Origin of the sequence: Pedobacter suwonensis, from assembly GCF_900111825.1 — a bacterium.
In the GTDB taxonomy this organism is placed as follows: domain Bacteria; phylum Bacteroidota; class Bacteroidia; order Sphingobacteriales; family Sphingobacteriaceae; genus Pedobacter; species Pedobacter suwonensis.
Window position 1 is genome coordinate 1 of record NZ_FOJM01000022.1, and the last position, 19,758, is coordinate 19,758.

Genomic DNA, 19,758 nt, shown 5'->3' on the forward strand with positions numbered 1-19,758 from the left:
AGCAGCAGTACTGATTGTTGAGATCGGTGATATTTCACGTTTTAAGAAATTTGACAGGCTCAACTCATTTGTCGGACTGTGTCCTATGGAGCATTCTACGGGTGAAAACGACAGAAAGGGAAGCATAACCACAAGACAGCACCGACGGCTCAGGTATATGCTCGTGGAGGCTGCCTGGGTAGCGGTAAGAACAGATCCCGCCCTTACGCTATGCTATAGCAGATAGACGGCAAAGGTTGGCTCCAAACGGGCCATCATCAAGGTAGGTAGAAAACTGCTTTCCAGGGTAAGACATGTTTGGAATAACCGGACACCGTATGTGAGCGGAATTGTGAAATAAAAAAAACAAAAACTAGCTGTTAAGATATGATAGACTGCTTTCTAAACCTTGCTTGGCAAAAACCTGCTTTAATCAGTGTGCGGCTATCTTTAAACCTAATTATTGATAGATACCTGCGGCAAATTTAATGACCGCTAATAGGAGGATATAGCTAAGTTTTTATACTTTTATAAAAAAAAAACTTCTGAGAGGCATTAATTTAAACAATAGACAGCCAATTCTCAGGACAGGGAACGTCTTTTGCCCATAAAAAAGAAAAAGCTTTCTAAGCTGCTTGAAAGGGGTTTTATTCATAGGAGGTTTAATAACAAAGGCTGGTGCTACTAGGGGGCTTCATTCCATAAGCGATTTACTCCCGATGGGCGGCGTTGGTTGATTAATTTATTTAAAAATCCTATGTTAAATGCTCCAAAAGGGGGCGACTACAAATTGCCGATAATAGCGGTAAATAGCAATTATCAATTGAATCATCCTCTGATTGCCTAGTCAAAGCAAAGCAGTGTCTTTTTTGTTCGTTACCACAATCTTAACCTTTAGTTTGGAATTTCAAACAATTTTATATTTTTGGTATATCTATGATCAACTTTCTAAGGCAAGTACACCGGGTATGGTTTCTATTCTGGATACTGTTTTTCTTCGCGCTTTTTTATCCTTTATATTACGTTACCTCCCGTAATGAGAAATATTATGGCATTCTGAATTTTTTTAGAAAAGCCAACAGCTTTTTATGCAGTCTGTTTTCAGGTGTTTTTTTTCGTTATCAATATCAGGAAAAACTCGACTGCACAAAAACATATATATATTGTGCCAACCATACTTCTAATCTGGATATCATGATTTTTTGTATCATGGGACATGGTAAATTCCACTTTATGGGTAAAGATGAACTACTGAACAATCCTGTTTTAAGCATTTTCTTTAAAACCATCGATATATCGGTAAACCGGGAGAGTAAGATTTCTGCTTTTAGGGCTTTTAAAAAAGCTGGTGAAAACCTGGAGAAAGGGATGAGCCTGGTTATTTTTCCGGAAGGAAAAATTGATGACCACTATCCACCAAAGTTAGCCGAGTTTAAAAATGGTCCTTTCCGTTTAGCTATCGATAAAAATATCCCCTTGGTACCTGTAAGCATTATCGATGTGTGGAAAATAAACTGGGATGACGGTTCAAAATATGGAAGTAAGCCAGGAATTTGCGATATTTACGTCCACAAACCTATCAATACTTCAACCCTGGCTGATGTTGATGCAGATGTATTGAAAGAAAAGGTTTACAGATTGATAGATAGTAAGTTGAAATAAAATATGAATTTAGACGCAAAAACCATTCATAAAATAGCTGATCTGGCCCGAATTCATATTGATGAAAAGCAGGTGGATACATTGATTCCTGAAATGAATAAAATTTTATCGTTCATGGAAAAGTTAAATGAATTAGATACTGCTAACGTAAAACCTTTGGTTTATATGAACGAATCTGTAAATGTTTGGAGAGAGGATATAATCAAGCAGGAAATTACTACTGCCGATGGTTTGAAAAATGCCGCTAAGCATACCGATCAGTTTTTTATGGTGCCAAAAATTATTGAAAAATAATAATTTTTCATCATGCTGTTCTAATAACCAATATGATTATTAGGTATCCCTAAAGATTAAGATTATGCTTAATTTTTAACCTCTTGTAACATCTTGCCTGCTATGCTTGTCTAAAAAAGAAAAAACATGGAGAAACCACTCATCACGATAAAAGAAATTGGCCGTAAATATGTGATTGGATCTGAAGTGATTCACGCTTTAAAATCAGTTTCTTTAGATATTTACAAAGGTGAATTTGTTGCTTTGATGGGGCCATCTGGTTCTGGAAAATCAACCCTGATGAACATTTTAGGTTGTTTGGACACGCCATCAAGCGGAACATATGTTTTAAACGGAACTAATGTAAGCCAGATGAGTGATGATGCCTTAGCAGAAGTGCGCAATAAGGAAATCGGTTTCGTTTTCCAGACTTTTAATTTATTGCCGCGTTCTACATCTTTAGACAACGTTGCTTTACCTTTGATTTATGCCGGAACCAGTAAAAAGGACCGCGATTCAAGGGCTGCCAAAGCATTAGAAAATGTGGGACTGGGTAACCGTATGGACCATAAACCCAACGAACTTTCGGGCGGTCAACGTCAGCGTGTAGCTGTAGCCAGGGCTTTAATCAATAACCCTTCCATCATCTTGGCCGATGAGCCTACCGGTAACTTAGATACCAAAACTTCCATTGAAATTATGGGGCTTTTAGAAGAAATCCATAGTAAAGGCAATACCATTATTTTGGTTACACACGAGGAAGATATTGCGCAGCATGCCCACCGTATCGTGCGTATGCGTGATGGTTTGATCGAAAATGACTATTTAAATACAGATATAAAAAATGTATCCCCGCGTTTGCAGGCACTGAAAGAAGCGGGCAGCGATTGGGAAAAAATTAATTAACCCCTAATTCCCCTAAAGGGGGCTTTTAGGATTAACCATATTATTACCCCTTAAGGGGTTAGGGGATATGAAAATCTACACTAAAACAGGCGATAAGGGCCAGACCTCACTAATTGGTGGTACCCGTGTTCCCAAATATCACTTGCGCATAGAAGTTTATGGAACTGTTGATGAATTAAATTCATATATCGGTTTAATTATGTGTCAGGATATTGACAACTATGATCAGCAATTACTAAAGGAAATTCAGGACAGGCTATTTACCATCGGAGCTTCCTTGGCGGCAGACCCTGACAAATCTAAAATGAAGATTCCAGATCTGCATGATGCTGATATTGCCTTATTGGAAAAGGAGATGGATCTGATGAACGAAAATCTGCCTGACTTAAAACACTTTGTTTTGCCGGGTGGAAACACGGTAATTTCTTACTGCCATATTGCACGTTGTATTTGCAGACGAGCTGAACGTTTGGCAGTGGCCCTTGCAGAAAATAGCTTTGTAGATGAGCATGTAACCATTTATTTAAATCGTTTAAGTGACTATTTATTCGTTTTGGCACGAAAACTGACCGTATATTTTAACGCCGAAGAAAATATTTGGATTCCTAGGGTTTAATAGTGGAAAAATAAGTTTGTTTTGCTCAAAAATTTTGATATAATTTGCGCAATAATAAGAATAGGAATTTAATTGAATTGACGATATGTATTGGACATTAGAACTAGCATCGCACCTGGAAGACGCACCATGGCCTGCAACTAAAGATGAATTAATTGATTATGGTATCCGCTCTGGTGCCCCGGTAGAAGTAATAGAAAATTTACAGGCATTAGAAGACGATGGAGAACCTTACGAAACCATTGAGGAAATTTGGCCGGATTACCCAACTAAAGAAGATTTTTTCTTTAATGAGGATGAATACTAAAGCTTAATAAAACATAAAAAACCTTTCAGAAATACTGAAAGGTTTTTTTATACAGGTTGTTTTTTGATATTGTAAATCAATACAGTAGCCAAATATTTTACATTTTCTAAACAAAAGCTTCAATAGGGGTGTTAATAAAGCAAAAATATAAACATTGCTAAAAAATTAACACTATGGGAAATTTATTGTACTTAGTCGCAGTAGTATTAGTTATACTATGGGTGATCGGATTTGTATTTCACGGCTTCGGCGACGTTGGTGGTATAATCCACGTTTTACTGGTAATCGCAGTTATTGCTATCTTATTAAAGGTAATTGGTAGGGCAGCGTAAAATAAAGTTGTCACCAAATTCATTCATTCAAGAAGTAAGAAAACACTTTTAAATAGATGGATTAAAAAAAGGAGTTTCATTTTTGGAATTCCTTTTTTTCATATAAGCTTTTGCTAAAACTTAACTCAATTAAAGGAATTTGATGAGGTAAGGCTTATTTTCGAATCAGAATCCAGCCTTTAGTTTTTTAGCAACAATTCGGCAAGTTCGAGATCAATGGGGTAGGTGATTTTAATATTAGCTCTTTCTCCTTCAATAATATTGATTTCGTGCCCAATACCTTCTACTACACTTGCATCATCGGTAAAATGAGGGTTGAATTCCTGATTGTAAGCCTCTTTAAGGATGTCAAGGCTGAAAGTTTGCGGGGTTTGCACTAAAAAGATCTCATCACGTTTTAAAGCTGATGTTTTTTTGTTTTTAACCAAACGTACGCTATCGCTTGATTGCACTGCCGCAATAACATTGCCTTGTTTTGCAGCTTCTGCATAGCAGCTATCAATCAGTCTTTTTGAAACCAGCGGACGAACAGCGTCATGAATGGCAACGTAGGCCTCTTCTTCAATGCTATAAATGGCATTTTTAACAGAATAAAAGCGCTCTATGCCGCCGTCAACAATCTGGTGTGGTATATGGAAATTAAATTCCTTGCAGAGTCTGCCCCAGTAAGCCTGCTGATCTTTATTTAAAACCAATAAGATTTTGGGTTGAGTATTGCTGGCCGCGAAAGCTTTTATGGTATGCATCAAAACCGGCAGGTTTTTAAGCAGTAGAAATTGTTTTGGGGTTTCTGTTTGCATCCGATTGCCAGAACCGCCTGCTACAATTATAGCGTAGTATTTCATTTGAAGCGATATGAGATGATAGATATGAGATATGAGACTTGGTTTAACTCAAATCTCATATCTCACTGCTCAAATCTATATAATTAGCATGGCATCGCCATAGCTGTAAAATTTATATTTTTCTTTTACTGCAACTTCGTATGCATTCATTACATTTTCATACCCGCCAAATGCGCTAACCATCATCAATAAAGTAGATTCTGGCGTATGGAAATTGGTGATCATAGCGTTTGCAATGCTGAAATCGTAAGGAGGGAAGATAAACTTACTGGTCCAATCGTTTGCCGCCTTTAATGTTCTGTTGGCAGAAACAGCAGATTCGATTGCACGCATGGAAGTTGTTCCAACTGCACAGATTTTTTTTCTGTCTTCGATCGCTTTGTTTACAATGTTTGCATCTTTTTGTTCGATGATAAACTGCTCCGAATCCATTTTGTGTTTAGTCAAATCCTCAACCTCAACCGTCCTGAAAGTCCCTAAACCTACGTGTAGCGTTACTTCTGCGAATTCTACTCCTTTAAGTTCAAGACGTTTCATCAGTTCACGGCTGAAGTGTAAACCTGCAGTTGGAGCTGCTACTGCGCCTTCGTGTTTAGCGAAAATAGTTTGGTAACGCTCTTTATCTTCAGCAGTAGCTTTACGTTTAATATATTTAGGAAGTGGGGTTTCGCCTAAAATTTCAACATTTTTTCTGAATTCTTCATCTGTCCCTTCAAATAAGAAACGGATGGTACGCCCACGTGATGTAGTATTATCTACAACCTCGGCAACCAGCAGGTCATCGTCTCCAAAATATAGTTTATTGCCTACACGGATTTTACGTGCCGGATCTACCAGAACATCCCATAAACGTAATTCCTTATTTAATTCACGTAGCAAGAAAACCTCAATAGTAGCACCGGTTTTTTCTTTATTTCCATATAAACGGGCAGGAAAAACCTTTGTGTTGTTTAATATCATGACGTCTTTGTCATCGAAATAACCTAAAACGTCTTTGAAAATTTTATGCTCAATTTTACCGCTGTCTTTATGTAAAACCATTAAGCGGGCTTCATCGCGTTGTTCTGCCGGATTATTGGCTACTAAAGATTCAGGTAAGTTGAATTTGAATTGTGATAATTTCATTCTTGATGAATTTTTTGAGGTGCAAAAATACGAATTTAATTTTTCTTTTTCGTATTTTATCAAACGCAATTTATGTATATTATGTTTTGATCATTTTAAATCAAAATATACAATGCTATCCGCGTATTAATAGACATAAAATTAATTAGTTTTGACCATAATCTGTAACCTTTTCAAAGGCTTTGCATCTAACCTGTAATTATGATAATCTTTAGGCTAATAGGCGAGAGTTTCCGTTTTGCATTTGATGCATTGCGCCAGAATAAATTACGCACCATGTTATCGCTTCTGGCTATAACGATCGGTATTTTTACCATTATAGCTGTATTTTCTGCGGTAGATACCTTTCGTGGAAAATTGCAGGCCAGTGTAGATAAATTAGGCTCTAATACCATTTATATTCAAAAATGGCCATGGAGTTTTGGTGATAATTATCCTTGGTGGAAATATATGAACCGCCCTCAGCCTTCATTGCGTGATTTCGAAGCGCTCCGCGAGCGGATTGAAAATGCTCAAGGCGTTACATTCGAAATATCGGCTAGCGATAGGGTTATCAAATATAGAAGTAGCTCGGTTGAAGGAATTTCGGTTTGGGCGGCATCGCACGATTTTAATAAAACCTGGAATTTCGAGCTTCAGGATGGACGTTATTTTACTGAAAATGAAAGTAAAAATGGATCTCCTGTCTGTATTTTAGGTTCTGACATAGCCGATGGACTTTTTAATGGAGATGCAGCAGTGGGTAAGCAGGTACAGATTTTAGGGAGAAGGTTAACGGTTATTGGTGTTTTTAACAAAGAAGGGGAGGATATGTTAGGTACTTCGCTCGATAAAAATGTAAATATTCCCATTACTTTTGCAAAGGGTGTTTTAGACATCCAAAATGAACGTTATGGCCCGCAAATTACTGTTCGCGGTAATGATAATGTAAGCCTTGAAGAGGTAGAGAGCGAATTGAGGGGGTTAATGCGCTCCATCCATAGAATCAAGCCCGGCAAGGAAGAAGATTTTGCGCTAAATAAAACCACTATTATTTCTAATCAGTTGGACTCGATGTTTAAGATGGTTAATATTGCAGGTTGGGTAATTGGCGGATTTTCGATTTTGGTTGGTGGTTTTAGTATTGCCAATATCATGTTTGTGTCGGTTAAAGAACGTACCAATATTATTGGTATCCAGAAATCGTTAGGTGCAAAAAACTATTTTATATTGCTTCAATTTATTTTTGAGTCTATTTCGCTTTGTATTTTAGGTGGTTTACTGGGGTTGTTACTCGTCTTTCTGCTCGCTCTGGCCATCGGTGCCGCGACAGATTTTCATATTATATTAGGACTGAATAATATTGCTTTAGGCATTGGTATATCCATTATTATTGGCACTATATCCGGTTTTTGGCCAGCCTATTCAGCGTCAAGGCTGGATCCCGTGGAGGCAATCAGAAGCTAGAACAGTTATCATTTGCCGGTTTGCAGTTGAAGTGCCTTACTGTTCATAAATCTTACTTCGTTGGATTGACCGGAGCAAGGCACGAGCGGGGACCAGCAAAGAAATAAAGACAAATAGCTCCCCTGAAGAATACTGGCGATCATTTTAAAAAATAGATTAAATCGTCACGTGGTCATTTTGACAAGAAACACTTAAATAAATGCTCATTTTTATTGGTGTTATATGCTTAACTATTTGTTTTACAAGTGTTTTTTTAGCGCGTAATTTAAATCATCTTTATCAATCGATACCATTTTTGGATGATCTCAAATAATTAATGTTTATGCCTCGTTGATTCTAAGTGGGGAAAGATTAAATCAGATTAAAACTCTTTTTTGAATTATTATTTTTAACAAGTCTAAATAATGTTAGATTTGCCGAAATTTCTATAATTCCATGAGGCCACTATATCTAAAATTTTTTGTCACAGCATTTATTTTACTTTCTACGGTTACCTTGTTTGCGCAAGAACAGCGAGGAACCATCAAAGGAAAAATTGTAGATTCGTTAGGGAACGGTATCCCTTTCGCCAATGTACAGGTTAAGAAACAAAACCTTAAAACTACTTCTGATAAAAGGGGCGTATTTAAATTGAATGCTGTTTCCACAGGTAATCAGCAGGTTAAAGTATCAATTACAGGTTACGATCTGTTCGAACAGGAAGTATCGGTTACTGCGAATGATACGGTTTCTGTTACATTTGTTCTAAAAGAACAAGCTGAAGGGCTAAATGATGTAATTGTTTCGGCAAGCAGAAGGCCAGAGTCATTATCACAAACGCCATCATCGGTAACGGTGCTTACAGCAAAAGAACTGAATACACAATCAACAATTAGCCCAAACTTAGCCAATATACTCTCTTATAGCGTACCCGGATTGGGTTTTTCAACCAATCAAACCGGTAACTCTGGTCAGACTTTGCGTGGTAGAAATGTGTTGGTTTTAATTGATGGTATCCCACAATCAACTCCTCTAAGGGCAGGCGGAAGGGATATCCGCAGCATAGATCCTTCTGTTATTGAGCGCGTTGAAGTGATTAAAGGTGCTACCGCGATTTACGGCAATGGTGCAGAAGGTGGTTTGATCAATTATATCACTAAAAAGGCCGACCAGGGAAAATCATTCGGAGGTTATTCTCAGGCCGGAATCACAGGAAACCTAAAAGGTGATAGTACTATTGGTTATCGTTTTTCGCAACAGCTATATGGTAAAACAGGTAAATTTGATTACATAGTAAGTGGCATGTTCGAAAAAACCGGTGTTTTCCGTGATGCTGATGGTTTGGTTATTTCGCCGGAATATGGTTTAGGCGAAACCAGATCTTACAATGGTTTTGTAAAATTAGGTTATAACTTCACACCAAAGCAGCGTTTGCAGCTCATGTATAATTATTTCAGTTCCAGACAACGTTCTAAATACATCACCAAAGAAGGCATTTACGGACAGTCGCCCGCTATTGGGATCTATGGCACCAGATTAGGTGAAGATGAAGGTACAAGATTTAACCATAATGCCAATTTACAATACACCAATCAACAGATTTTTGGTAAAACTGATTTAACAGCCAACGTATATTACCAGGATTTCTATACCATTTATTCTAATTCGGCATCATTTTTCGGTGGCGGCCAATCGGCTATTACTTCTACCAAAAAAGGGGCAAGGGTAAACCTGAATACACCATTTAATTTAACAGCTCAGGTACCAATGCAGTTAAACTATGGTTTGGATTTAATGAACGATAAAACCGCGCAAAGCTTAACTGATGGTCGGTTATGGGTGCCTGATATGAATATGGTAAACTTTGCGCCTTATCTGCAGGCTTCAGCAACATTAATTAACGATTTAACCATAAAAGGAGGCTTAAGGGTAGAAAATATCAATATTGATGTAGACGACTTTAATACCCTGGCTACCGGTGCAAACGGTGCCGGAAGTATAGCGGTACAGGGCGGTAAGTTAAATTACAATGCTTTGGTATTTAATGCCGGCGCACGTTATTCTAAATTCAAGTTTTTTAATCCTTTTATCAGTTATGCACAGTCTTTTTCAGTATTTGAGTTGGGCAGGGTATTAAGGGCTGCAAAAAGCAATACGTTAGCACAATTGGAAACCAAACCCATCATTGTAAACAATTATGAAGCAGGTTTTAGCAGCAGTATAGATAAACTTAATTTCAGTGCTGCTTACTATTACAGCACTTCTAAACTGGGTGCTAATCTTTTAGAGGTAAATGGTACTTATATTTCTCAACGGATTCCCGAGCGGGTATATGGATTTGAAGTCCAGGCTGATTACCAGTTGCTACGGGAGTTGAGTATAGGTGGTAACTATGCGCAGGTAGAAGGAAAAGGAGACGTAGATAATGACGGTAACTTTAATGGGGAGAAAGATGTGTATTTAAATACAACGCGCATCCCGCCATCAAAAACTACTGTTTATTTGAAATATTCGGGTATCAAAAACTTAAGTTTGGATGTGAACTGGATGCGTGTAGGAAACCGCGACCGTTTTAAAACGAACGCTGCAGGAAAGTATTTAATTGGTGAGGGGCCGGTAAAAGCTTTCAACTTATTTAACGTCGCAGCAGTATACCAGGTTACGCAACCGTTGAAACTATCTTTAGGCATAGAAAACCTGTTGAATAAAGTTTATTATCCTGCTATTTCTCAGTTTTATGGCAGCAATGTTAATTATGTGCGTGGTAATGGGCGTAGGTTTAACTTATCACTGGGTTACGCTTTTTAAGCAATGAAGAACAGAACATTTAAAAATGCCATCAGGAACATTCACCTCTGGTTCGGCCTGGCAACTGGCCTGGTGGTATTTATTATTAGTGTTACCGGTGCGCTGTATATCTTTGAAGAAGAGATCAGGGATTTTACTCAAAAAGATTTTCGGTACGTAAGGCTTCAGGATAGGCCTTTCGTGGGGCTGAATAAAGTGATTTCAGCATTTGAAAAACTTTCACCTAAAGATGAACTCAGGCTGGTAAGGATAGAAGATGCCAAGCCAAATGCGACAGTGGAACTCACTAGCAAAAAAGGGAAAGTTTATTATTTCAGTCCGTATGATGGCAGTTTGGTTAATAAAGGAGGTGAAGACTGGCTACAGGTAGTAGAGCACATCCATATTTCGTTATTGTTGGGTAAAACAGGCAAGTTTATCATCCAATGGTCGGTAGTTATTTTTGTAGTGATGCTCATTACCGGACTCATCCTTTGGTTTCCTGGCCAAATGCGTTTGTTAAAACAATCATTAACGATTAAAAGAAAAGCTTCATTTAAACGGCTCAATTATGATTTGCATAATGTATTGGGTTTTTATGCATCGTTTGTACTGTTGATTACTGCCTTAACGGGCTTGTACTTTGCCTTTAAAGAAGTAAAAAATGCAGCAAGTTTTTTTACCGGCAGTAAACTGGGGCAGGGGAAAGCTATCGTTTCTGCCAAACCCGCAACGATAGATCCTATACCTGTGCGCTACAATAAAATATATACCGAAGCAAAAATTAAATATCCCGGTGCGATATCTACCAGTCTTTCGCTTCGGGGTAAAGGAGAATTAAGGTTAAGGATGATTTATCCGTATCAATGGGCACGCAAGCAAAATACCTTTTTTTATGAGCAAGCTACCGGTAGAATGATCAGGGCCAAACTCTTCAAAGATTATAATGGGGCCGATTTAATAGAGGCCACCAATTACGATCTGCATACGGGAAGGCTTTTTGGTCTTCCGAACAAAGTTCTTTCGCTTTTAGCGGCGTTGGTTGCAGCCAGTTTACCAATAACAGGATTTATGATCTGGTGGCAAAAACAGAAAAAGCGTAAAAGAAAATAACAACAGCTCGTTGCTAAACGAAGTATAATCCTGTAGGCAGATACTGGTTGATTTGCTTAATAATTCGCTGAAAAATGATTTAATCATTTTGTCGAAAAAACTTAATTAGGTGTTAAATGAGTCTATGCCTAAAAATAAAGGCGATCATAATCTCTAAAAAAGATTTTACCGAAAACCGATTTTTGTTCCATTTATAAGAATGGCAGCTGCACTAGCTACCTTTAAAGGGGCTGAGCTTTCTGATGTTGCCCCATGCTTTCAGTTCATTTGGGCTAAACAGCTACTTGCTTGCATGAACATACCGTTGAGGCAGGGAAAGTGGAAAAGCATTATTAATCTATTGGTTTAATAGCGTGACAATTCAGGCAATAGGGCTTATTGGAACGCTGACATTTGTAAGATAGTTGATCAATTGCTAAATCTCATCTGGGGAAAGCTGTCGTCTAATTTTTTCAATCCCTAATATTAGGTATTTATATCGCAGTAATTATTCTGTAACTTGCTTGTATTGTTTAAGTTAACCACTTAATGTAATACTAAACCCAAACGCTTTACAACATGAGTACAGATCTGGTTAAAACCTACATCCTGAACAGAAGTTCAGAAGACATTAAATTAAGCCTGATTATTGGCGGTATAGAACAAACTGCCGCCAGTTTAATTACGCTAGGCGAAGAGCTGATTTTGAAGGATTATCCTGGCGACCTCCATCAAAAGATAATCGGACAAAATAATAACCTCCACAAAAAGGTGCTGAATATCGTTACTGTAATTACTGATACAGCGCCAAACCATAACGATACCGATTTATATGTTTTATTAGAAGGCGGCTTTGTAACCAAAGGTTATAAAATGCAGGAAGAGGTACAACCTGGCGCTTCAGCTGTTTACACTGTAGAAATTACTTTTTATCAATTTTAAACGCTATGAAATATCTGATATTAATTGTCCTCGCAACCTTAACAGCAACCGCTTTTGCCCAAGAAGCAGATCAAAAAGAAATTAAAGAAGTGAAACTCGATTTGCTCAAGGCACCGAGCTCGCCAGCCTCGGTATTACTGGGCTTTGCCGTTACCGATATCGAAAAGCCAACGGATTTAAGCGATTTTATGCTTTCATTACAATCGGCCAGTTCATCATATACCAAACTTCCATCTAATTATGCAGTAGATATTGCGCCTTTTTACCTTTTCCGCAATAAAGGCACAGACTTTAGCACCACTGGAAAAAAAGGATTACAATCAACACGCTTTAAAGATTATTTTAGGCAAAGCTTTGTGGTTTCGCTGGCATTGCGTAATCCCGATTCGGCTTTCAACAATTTTAAACCAACCAGTACCTATGGCGCCCTGGGTTTAAAATTCTCTATTGTGCGCCCACAGTACAATGCCGAAACCAAAGAGAAATTAAACTCCATCCACGAGAAACAGCGAGCGCTGCTGATGAGCTATAAAATTGGCTTGGAAGAGAAAAGGAAATCTGCCCGTTACCAATACCTGGGTATCAGGAATATTTATTTGCTGGATTCCATTTCTCACCTGCCATATCTGACTGAAGAAGAAAAAAAATCTCATGCGGTAGTGATGATGGATGACTCCACAAGTGAATTTTCTAAAAACGAAGTCGAAAAAAGCCAACTGAATAAAAGTTTTAAGGAGGATATTCAGGCCGAACTCGCCCAACAGTCGAAATTAGAAGCCGATTTGCAGGCTGAAGCTAAGACTTTTACCGGTAGTCGCCAGGGTCTGTCTGTGGATATTGCCGGTGGTTTAAGTGCGGAGTTCAGGGATAAAAGATTCAATAATTCGAAAATATTCAACTCAGGCGTATGGAGTACCTTTGGTTATAATTGGGCCAATGGAAGTTCTGTTTTAGGTCTTGCACGATACCTCTATAACCCGGATGAAATATTTGCGCTGGATAATGTTAAAAACGACGTGGCTAACCTGTCTACCTTCGATACCGGTTTGCGATTTATTTATTCAAAGGGCAAATTTGGCGGCGGTGCGGAGGCAATTTATCGTAGCATACTTTCGTCGGGAACCATAAAACCTTCGTGGCGGCTGGTTGCCAATGCCGACTATGCACTGAACGATAACCAGAAAATTATTTTTTCATTTGGCCGCAACTTTGATGGTACAATAACAAAGAACGGAAACCTTGTGGCAGCTTTAACCTTACTTTTTGGATTCGGAACAAGTAGATAAGCAGATGAATTCAGATCAGCTGAGGGAATGAGTAATATCACCCACGATATAGAAGATAAACAAAAAAATACTGAAACAGGTATAAATATTAAGCCACGCAGGCATAATTTGAGTTTTCCACAAATAAAATAGCAACACAATTAGCTGGCGGTTGGTCTATTTTTTGTAACCTTGCAAAAATGGAAAAACCGCTAGTTGATATCACCTATTGCCCTAAATGTGGCTGGATGTTGCGTTCGGCATACATGGCACAAGAAATTTTAAGCACTTTTGTAGATGATGTAAAGTGTGTAACCTTAATTCCGAGTGAAACATCAGGCGTTTTTACCGTTCATGTTGGTGGAAAGTTGATTTTTGATAGAAAACAAAAACAACGTTTCCCTGAAATAAAAGAATTAAAACAACTCATTCGTGATGAGGTTAATCCCACGAAAAACCTTGGTCATTCTGATGTGAGGTAATTTACGGCTTAATCTTTAACAGCCCCAAATGCCTGATTGTTCATCGAAAATAGAAAACACAGGGTTAGCCTAAGTACTCCTGTATTAATGTATTAAAAATCTTGCGCTTTAAGCTATTTAATACTAAATCATAGCTGCTGATAGTGTGTGAAGAAAATACGTATATTCGTTCCATACCAAATAATACCACAGTACTGTTTTCTCTATGTTCCTTCTAAATAAAAAAACTGCCTGCTATATACTTATTTTGTGGATGGCTGCAGGTATTTGTTTTGCCCAGTCTTCAGCTATTCCTTTAACTTACCTGGGGGTAGAAAACGGCTTGTCTAACAATGTGGTAAATTCTTTGTATTTAGATCATTATGGTTTTATGTGGATGGGTACCTATGATGGATTGAACCGTTATGATGGCTATCACTTTAAAGTTTTCAGAAATGGATGGGAAGATGAACATTCGCTGATCAATAACCATATTACGGTATTAACAGGAGATAGGAAAAACAGGGTATGGGTGGGTACGCAAAAGGGCGTCTCATATTATGATTATGCCGATTCCAAATTTCATCACCTCGTTTATCTGGATAGGGGCAGAAAAAACGAGGTAACTTATGCCGTCAATTCCATTGCCATAAGTGAGGCTTCAACAGTTTATGTAGCCACCGAGGAAAAGGGGCTGTTTATGCTTGAAAAGAACAGTGGTGCAGCGGAGAGGATCCCGTTTGCTAAAAATTTTGATTTTACGGTAAAAGCGTTGTATCTCGATAAAAATCAAACCCTTTGGCTTTTTATAAAGGATGTTGGCCTTTGTAGATATGATCATGGTCAAAACACCATCCGTTTAGTAACCAATGCCATACGTTCCGTAACTTGTATTACAAAAGGAACCGACCAGATGCTCTGGGTCGGTACAGAACGTGGCCTCTTTCAGTTAGATAAAGCCAAAGGTAGCCTTACCAGGTTTAGCGGGCATTTAAGTGACGAAAATATCATGAGTTTATTGTTGGATGAAAAACAAAAGCTTTGGATTTCAACTGATGGCGGAGGAATTACTATTTACGATACAAAAACCCATAAAACGGATTACCTGACCGCAGGAAAAGAAAAAGGTTTGCTCAGCAGTAATTCGGTCGCCCAGGTTTACGAAGACGGGGAATCCAGAAAATGGATTGCAACCTTACGCGGTGGTGTTAATGTTATCGATCCTGAAAATGAACAGTTTACCACGACCAAAAATGATCCGTTAAATAGAAATTCATTAATTAACAACTTTGTACTTTCCTTTAGTGAAGACGAGCATAAAAACATATGGATCGGTACCGATGGAGGTGGTCTGAGCATTTGGGACCAAAAGCAAAATAGATTTATCAATTATACTAAAACGAGCGATCCAAATTCCTTAACCAGTAATTTTATTACCAGTATTTTAAACGACGCAGACCATAATGTATGGGTAGCCAGTTTTAGCGGAGGAATAGACCATTTTAATAAAGCAACGCAGAAATTTGTTCATTATAATTGTTTTAATACCTATACATGCGTTGATGACATCAACATCTGGAAGCTTTATCAGGACAAGCAACACAATATCTGGGCAGGTACAACGAAGGGCGGAGCATTGTATCGTTACAACAAAAACAGCGATAAATTTGAGCTTTTTGATCACAAATTAAAGGATATCCATACCTTGTTCCAGGATTCGAAAGGCAGGCTTTGGGCAGGAAACTATACAGAACTGATCGAAATTGACCCGATCCACAAAAAACACCGTTATACCAAGATCAACTATGCCATCAGGGCTATTCAGGAAGGATTGAACAATCAGCTATGGATCGGCACAGAAGGTGGAGGGTTATTGCTTTTTGATCCGGAAACGAAAAATATAAAGCGATACCTTCAGCGTGACGGATTGCCAGGTAATTCCGTGCTTAATATCCTTCAGGATAATCAAGGCAACTTATGGTGCAGTACTTACAATGGACTATCCAAATTTGAGATTAAACACCATAATTTTAAAAATTACTATGCCACTGATGGTTTGCAGAGCAACCAGTTCAACTACAATGCAGCATTAAAGCTCACCAATGGTGATTTGTTATTTGGTGGGATTGGTGGTTTCAATCTTTTTTCTCCCGATAAAATCAAAAAAAGAAGAAGGATACCTAAAATGGTGCTGACAGATTTTAGGATCAATAATATTTCCCTTGATCAGGATTCTGTCTATAACGATATCTCTATCGTTAATTTAGAAAGTATAGAAATCCCATTTAGTGCTGCTGTCATTTCTGTTGATTATGCGGCCATAGAATTCTCCTTTCAGGATCAGATTTCTTATGCCTATTACCTGGAGGGCTGGGATAGAGACTGGAATTATGTAAATAAATTGAGCACAGCTTATTATTCAAGGTTAAACGAAGGTGAATATAAACTGCATATTAAAAGCACTGATACAGAAGGAGCCTGGAGCAACAATGAAAAAGTTGTGTTAATTAAAATTCTACCGCCCTGGTACCGTACCTGGTGGGCTTATACCATTTACCTTATTATAGGTTCCTCGTTATTTTATCTTTTTCAAACCTATCGCAACCGGCAGAGGAGGTTAAAACATGAGGTAGAACTCACCAACTTTAAAATGGAGCGTGAAAAGGATCTGAATGAGAAAAAGTTAAATTTCTTTACCAATATTTCACACGAGCTACGAACACCTTTAACCTTAATCGTCAACCCGATTAAAGATATTATAAATAAAAAAGAACCGGGACAGGAGCGTAACGACCTAAGTGTAGTTTATCGAAATTCGAGGCGTTTACTAAGCCTGGTAGATCAGTTATTACTTTTTAGAAAGACGGAAAGTGAAAATGATGCTTTAAAAATTGTGAAGATTAACCTGGCCAAATTTACAAAGGAGATTTTCCTTTGTTTCAATTATCTGGCCAAGCAGAACCAAATTGAATATAGTTTTGATTGCGAAGAAGAGGAACTGGATATTTATGGGGATAAAGACAAGCTCGAAATTGTTTTTTTTAACTTACTCTCTAATGCATTAAAATTTACGCCTAAAGGTGGATTTGTGAAATTCAGTGTTAAAACTGTTGGCATGCGTGTGCATATCGAAGTGAGCGATAGCGGCCCTGGGATACCTAAACATGTGGGTGAAAAACTGTTCGACAAATTTTATAAGGTAATGTCGAACGAATCATTAAAAATGGGTTTTGGCATCGGGCTTTACCTCGCCAAAAACTTTGTGGAACTGCATAAAGGTAAAATTTCGTTCCGTTCCAACCAGGGTTTTGGCACCATATTTTTGATCGATATCCCGTTTGGAGAACCAGACGCGCAGCATGGTGGCGTTTTACAAAACGAATTAACCTATGTAAATGAACTGATTGCACAAGAAGAAGAGGCAGAAATAAACGATGCCGAGAGCGTTGGCAACCTCGAATTGCTCATTTCAGATCTGCACTCCATTTTGGTTGTTGATGACAATCCTGAAATTATCGATTACATCAAACAGATTTTTCAGGATACTTTTAAAATTTACAAAGCCGAAAACGGTACCGAAGGTTTAAAAATTTGTAAAGAGTTTCTGCCAGACATCGTGATATCTGATGTAAACATGAGTGGCCTCAACGGGATTGAACTTTGTAAAGCGATTAAAGAAGATTCAGCACTTAGCCACATTCCGGTGATTCTGCTCACCGGCGATCCGAGTCCTGAAGTAAAACTTAAAGGAATTGAAGTGGGTGCCTACGATTTTATCGGTAAACCGTTCGATAAAGAGCTTTTTACCGCTAAAATTAAAAGCATCATTAAAAACAGGACCAATCTTCAGTCTTATTTCTATAATGAAATAACCTTAAAAAGTGATGCCCATAAAGTATCTCAGGAAGATAAAGGTTTTCTTCAAAAGTGCATCATGATAATAGAGGAAAATTTAATGGAAGACAGCTTCAATGTAAAAACGCTGGCATCTGATCTTGGAATGAGCCACTCAAATCTCTATAAAAAGATCAAAGCCACTTCAGGTCAATCAATAAATGGTTTTATCCGCTTTATACGGCTAAGAAAGGCTGCTGAATTATTAATCAATACCAATCTAAACATTAATGAAGCGGCCTTTAGAGTGGGTATCAATGATAGCAAATATTTCAGGGAACAGTTTCAGAAACTGTTTAAACTAACGCCGTCTGAGTTTATAAAGAAACACCGTAAAAGTTTTCATAAATATTATAATATTAATGGAACAACATAAAAGTTACGCTTTTTTGTGCTTTAAAGGGTATTTAGCTTAAAACGCCCCCTGCAAAGTGTGATTTAGCCCCCTATGTAAAGCCTAAAAATTTCGGTACTTCGGGTTTGCCAAACGATAAAAAACCGAGCAGTTTTAACCTAATAATGTATCAGTCCCTAATTAAAAGCACGTTTCTAATTTATGCGTTCATCAGCATCTCAATGGTGGGCGCTGCGCAGGAAACAGAATGGAGCACTATTGCTGGTAACGGCTGGGCAAATAATTCGGTAAATACGGTTATTTTTCGTAAAAATGCTTTGGTCAGCTTTAAGGGCGGCCAGTATGCTGCTTATTATGATCATGAACAAAACGTGGTATTGGCCAAACGCAAAATCGGCTCACCCCAGTGGACGGTAGTTACCACACCTTACAAAGGCGATGCCACCGACGCGCATAAGTCGATTAGTATTATGGTAGATGGTGACGGTTTTCTTCACATGGCTTGGGGCCAGCATAACAATAACTTAAACTACGCCAAATCTACTTCATCAGGTTCGCTAACGCTAGGTAATATGGAGCAAATGGTTTCCGTAAAGGAAAATAAAGTCAGTTATCCGGAGTTCTATAAACTGGCTAATGGCGATTTGTTATTTTTTTACCGCGATGGAGGTTCCGGAAACGGAAATTTGATGATTAATCGTTATCACTTAAAGACCAAAAAATGGACACGTGTACAGGACGGAATGATTGATGGAGAAGGACAACGAAATGCCTATTGGCAGGTTGCGGTGGATCAGGCTGGAACCATCCATTTATCATGGGTATGGCGCGAAAGCCCGGATGTGGCCAGTAACCACGATTTATGTTATGCTAAATCAACAGATGGCGGCACCACCTGGTTAAAATCCACAGGCGAGAAATACACGCTTCCCATTACAGCAACAAATGCTGAGTATACGGTCAAGATTCCACAGAAAAGCGAGCTGATTAACCAAACATCGATGTTTGCTGATGCAAAAGGTAAAGTGTTTATTGCTGGTTACTGGCGCGGACCGAACGAAACCGGTCCCCAATATCATCTTGTTTTTAAAACAGATGCCACCTGGAAAGTAAGCAACCTGAATTTCAGAAAAACAACTTTTAGCCTTAGTGGTACCGGTACGAAGCAGATTCCAATTTCGAGACCGCAGATTGTGGTGTGGGGCAAGGGAAAACATTATGCGGCGGGTTTACTGTTTAGAGATGCCGAACGCCAAAATGTGGCGTCTATCGCTTTAAATAATAACCTTGGAGCAGATGACTGGACAATCAAAGACCTTACTCAAACTCCTTTGGGCGATTGGGAGCCTAATTATGACACCGAACTTTGGAAAAACAAAAAGATATTGAGCCTATTTTTACAAAATGTTGTCCAGATAGATGGAGAAGGAAAGGCAGATCAGTTGCCGACCCCGGTTCAGGTATTGGATTGGAAACCTGGAAAATAAGTTAA

At 38.3% G+C, this 19,758-nt stretch carries 17 protein-coding genes; 15 read left to right on the forward strand and 2 right to left on the reverse strand.

Translation table 11 applies throughout. The features are described 5' to 3' along the window. The 7 genes from BM107_RS22590 to BM107_RS24565 form a co-directional block, all read left to right on the forward strand. The coding region (locus BM107_RS22590; RefSeq protein WP_139222326.1) for a transposase at nucleotides 1-226 on the forward strand (226 nt) is incomplete at its 5' end. Between the two features lie 689 nt (nucleotides 227-915). Beyond that, a complete protein-coding gene (locus BM107_RS22595; RefSeq protein WP_090987601.1) occupies nucleotides 916-1,641 on the forward strand; it encodes a lysophospholipid acyltransferase family protein in 726 nt (241 codons plus the stop codon). A gap of 3 nt (nucleotides 1,642-1,644) precedes the next feature. Next, a complete protein-coding gene (gene gatC / locus BM107_RS22600) occupies nucleotides 1,645-1,935 on the forward strand; it encodes an Asp-tRNA(Asn)/Glu-tRNA(Gln) amidotransferase subunit GatC (RefSeq protein WP_090987603.1) in 291 nt (96 codons plus the stop codon). A 126-nt stretch (nucleotides 1,936-2,061) separates the two neighbouring features. Next, nucleotides 2,062-2,820, forward strand: a complete 759-nt coding sequence (locus BM107_RS22605) for an ABC transporter ATP-binding protein (protein WP_090987605.1) — start codon at nucleotides 2,062-2,064, stop codon at nucleotides 2,818-2,820. 67 nt (nucleotides 2,821-2,887) lie between these two features. Then, nucleotides 2,888-3,436 carry a cob(I)yrinic acid a,c-diamide adenosyltransferase gene (locus tag BM107_RS22610; RefSeq protein ID WP_090987607.1) on the forward strand — a complete coding sequence of 183 codons (549 nt, stop codon included), beginning with the start codon at nucleotides 2,888-2,890 and terminating at the stop codon, nucleotides 3,434-3,436. An 85-nt stretch (nucleotides 3,437-3,521) separates the two neighbouring features. After that, nucleotides 3,522-3,743 carry a DUF2795 domain-containing protein gene (locus BM107_RS22615; protein ID WP_010603503.1) on the forward strand — a complete coding sequence of 74 codons (222 nt, stop codon included), beginning with the start codon at nucleotides 3,522-3,524 and terminating at the stop codon, nucleotides 3,741-3,743. Between the two features lie 173 nt (nucleotides 3,744-3,916). Next, the gene (locus BM107_RS24565; protein ID WP_109924584.1) at nucleotides 3,917-4,075 is read left to right on the forward strand and encodes a lmo0937 family membrane protein; all 159 of its coding nucleotides are present in this window, start codon (nucleotides 3,917-3,919) and stop codon (nucleotides 4,073-4,075) included. A gap of 179 nt (nucleotides 4,076-4,254) precedes the next feature. Here BM107_RS24565 and BM107_RS22620 read toward each other — a convergent pair whose 3' ends face one another. After that, nucleotides 4,255-4,920, reverse strand: a complete 666-nt coding sequence (locus tag BM107_RS22620) for a 2-C-methyl-D-erythritol 4-phosphate cytidylyltransferase (protein WP_090987609.1) — start codon at nucleotides 4,918-4,920, stop codon at nucleotides 4,255-4,257. A 75-nt stretch (nucleotides 4,921-4,995) separates the two neighbouring features. Further along, nucleotides 4,996-6,045 (reverse strand): tRNA preQ1(34) S-adenosylmethionine ribosyltransferase-isomerase QueA, encoded by a 1,050-nt coding sequence (gene queA / locus BM107_RS22625; protein ID WP_090987611.1) that lies wholly within the window; start codon nucleotides 6,043-6,045, stop codon nucleotides 4,996-4,998. A gap of 201 nt (nucleotides 6,046-6,246) precedes the next feature. Here queA and BM107_RS22630 point away from each other — a divergent pair, with 201 nt between their 5' ends. The 8 genes from BM107_RS22630 to BM107_RS22665 all read left to right on the forward strand — a co-directional run bounded on the left by BM107_RS22630 (nucleotide 6,247) and on the right by BM107_RS22665 (nucleotide 19,753). Further along, nucleotides 6,247-7,491, forward strand: coding sequence for an ABC transporter permease (locus BM107_RS22630; RefSeq protein ID WP_090987613.1), 1,245 nt, complete (start codon nucleotides 6,247-6,249; stop codon nucleotides 7,489-7,491). A gap of 435 nt (nucleotides 7,492-7,926) precedes the next feature. After that, entirely contained in the window at nucleotides 7,927-10,278 is a 2,352-nt protein-coding gene (locus tag BM107_RS22635) for a TonB-dependent receptor (RefSeq protein ID WP_090987615.1), read from the forward strand. A gap of 3 nt (nucleotides 10,279-10,281) precedes the next feature. Beyond that, entirely contained in the window at nucleotides 10,282-11,370 is a 1,089-nt protein-coding gene (locus BM107_RS22640; protein ID WP_090987617.1) for a PepSY-associated TM helix domain-containing protein, read from the forward strand. A gap of 558 nt (nucleotides 11,371-11,928) precedes the next feature. After that, complete coding sequence (locus tag BM107_RS22645; protein WP_090987619.1) at nucleotides 11,929-12,291, forward strand: hypothetical protein; 363 nt, start codon at nucleotides 11,929-11,931, stop codon at nucleotides 12,289-12,291. Between the two features lie 5 nt (nucleotides 12,292-12,296). After that, entirely contained in the window at nucleotides 12,297-13,577 is a 1,281-nt protein-coding gene (locus tag BM107_RS22650; protein WP_090987621.1) for a hypothetical protein, read from the forward strand. A 179-nt stretch (nucleotides 13,578-13,756) separates the two neighbouring features. Next, entirely contained in the window at nucleotides 13,757-14,038 is a 282-nt protein-coding gene (locus BM107_RS22655) for an Rdx family protein (protein ID WP_090987623.1), read from the forward strand. 253 nt (nucleotides 14,039-14,291) lie between these two features. Then, a complete protein-coding gene (locus BM107_RS22660) occupies nucleotides 14,292-18,287 on the forward strand; it encodes a hybrid sensor histidine kinase/response regulator transcription factor (RefSeq protein WP_159435303.1) in 3,996 nt (1,331 codons plus the stop codon). Nucleotides 18,288-18,430: 143 nt separating this feature from the next. Continuing rightward, a complete protein-coding gene (locus tag BM107_RS22665) occupies nucleotides 18,431-19,753 on the forward strand; it encodes a BNR repeat-containing protein (RefSeq protein WP_090987627.1) in 1,323 nt (440 codons plus the stop codon). Nucleotides 19,754-19,758 lie beyond the last annotated feature (5 nt).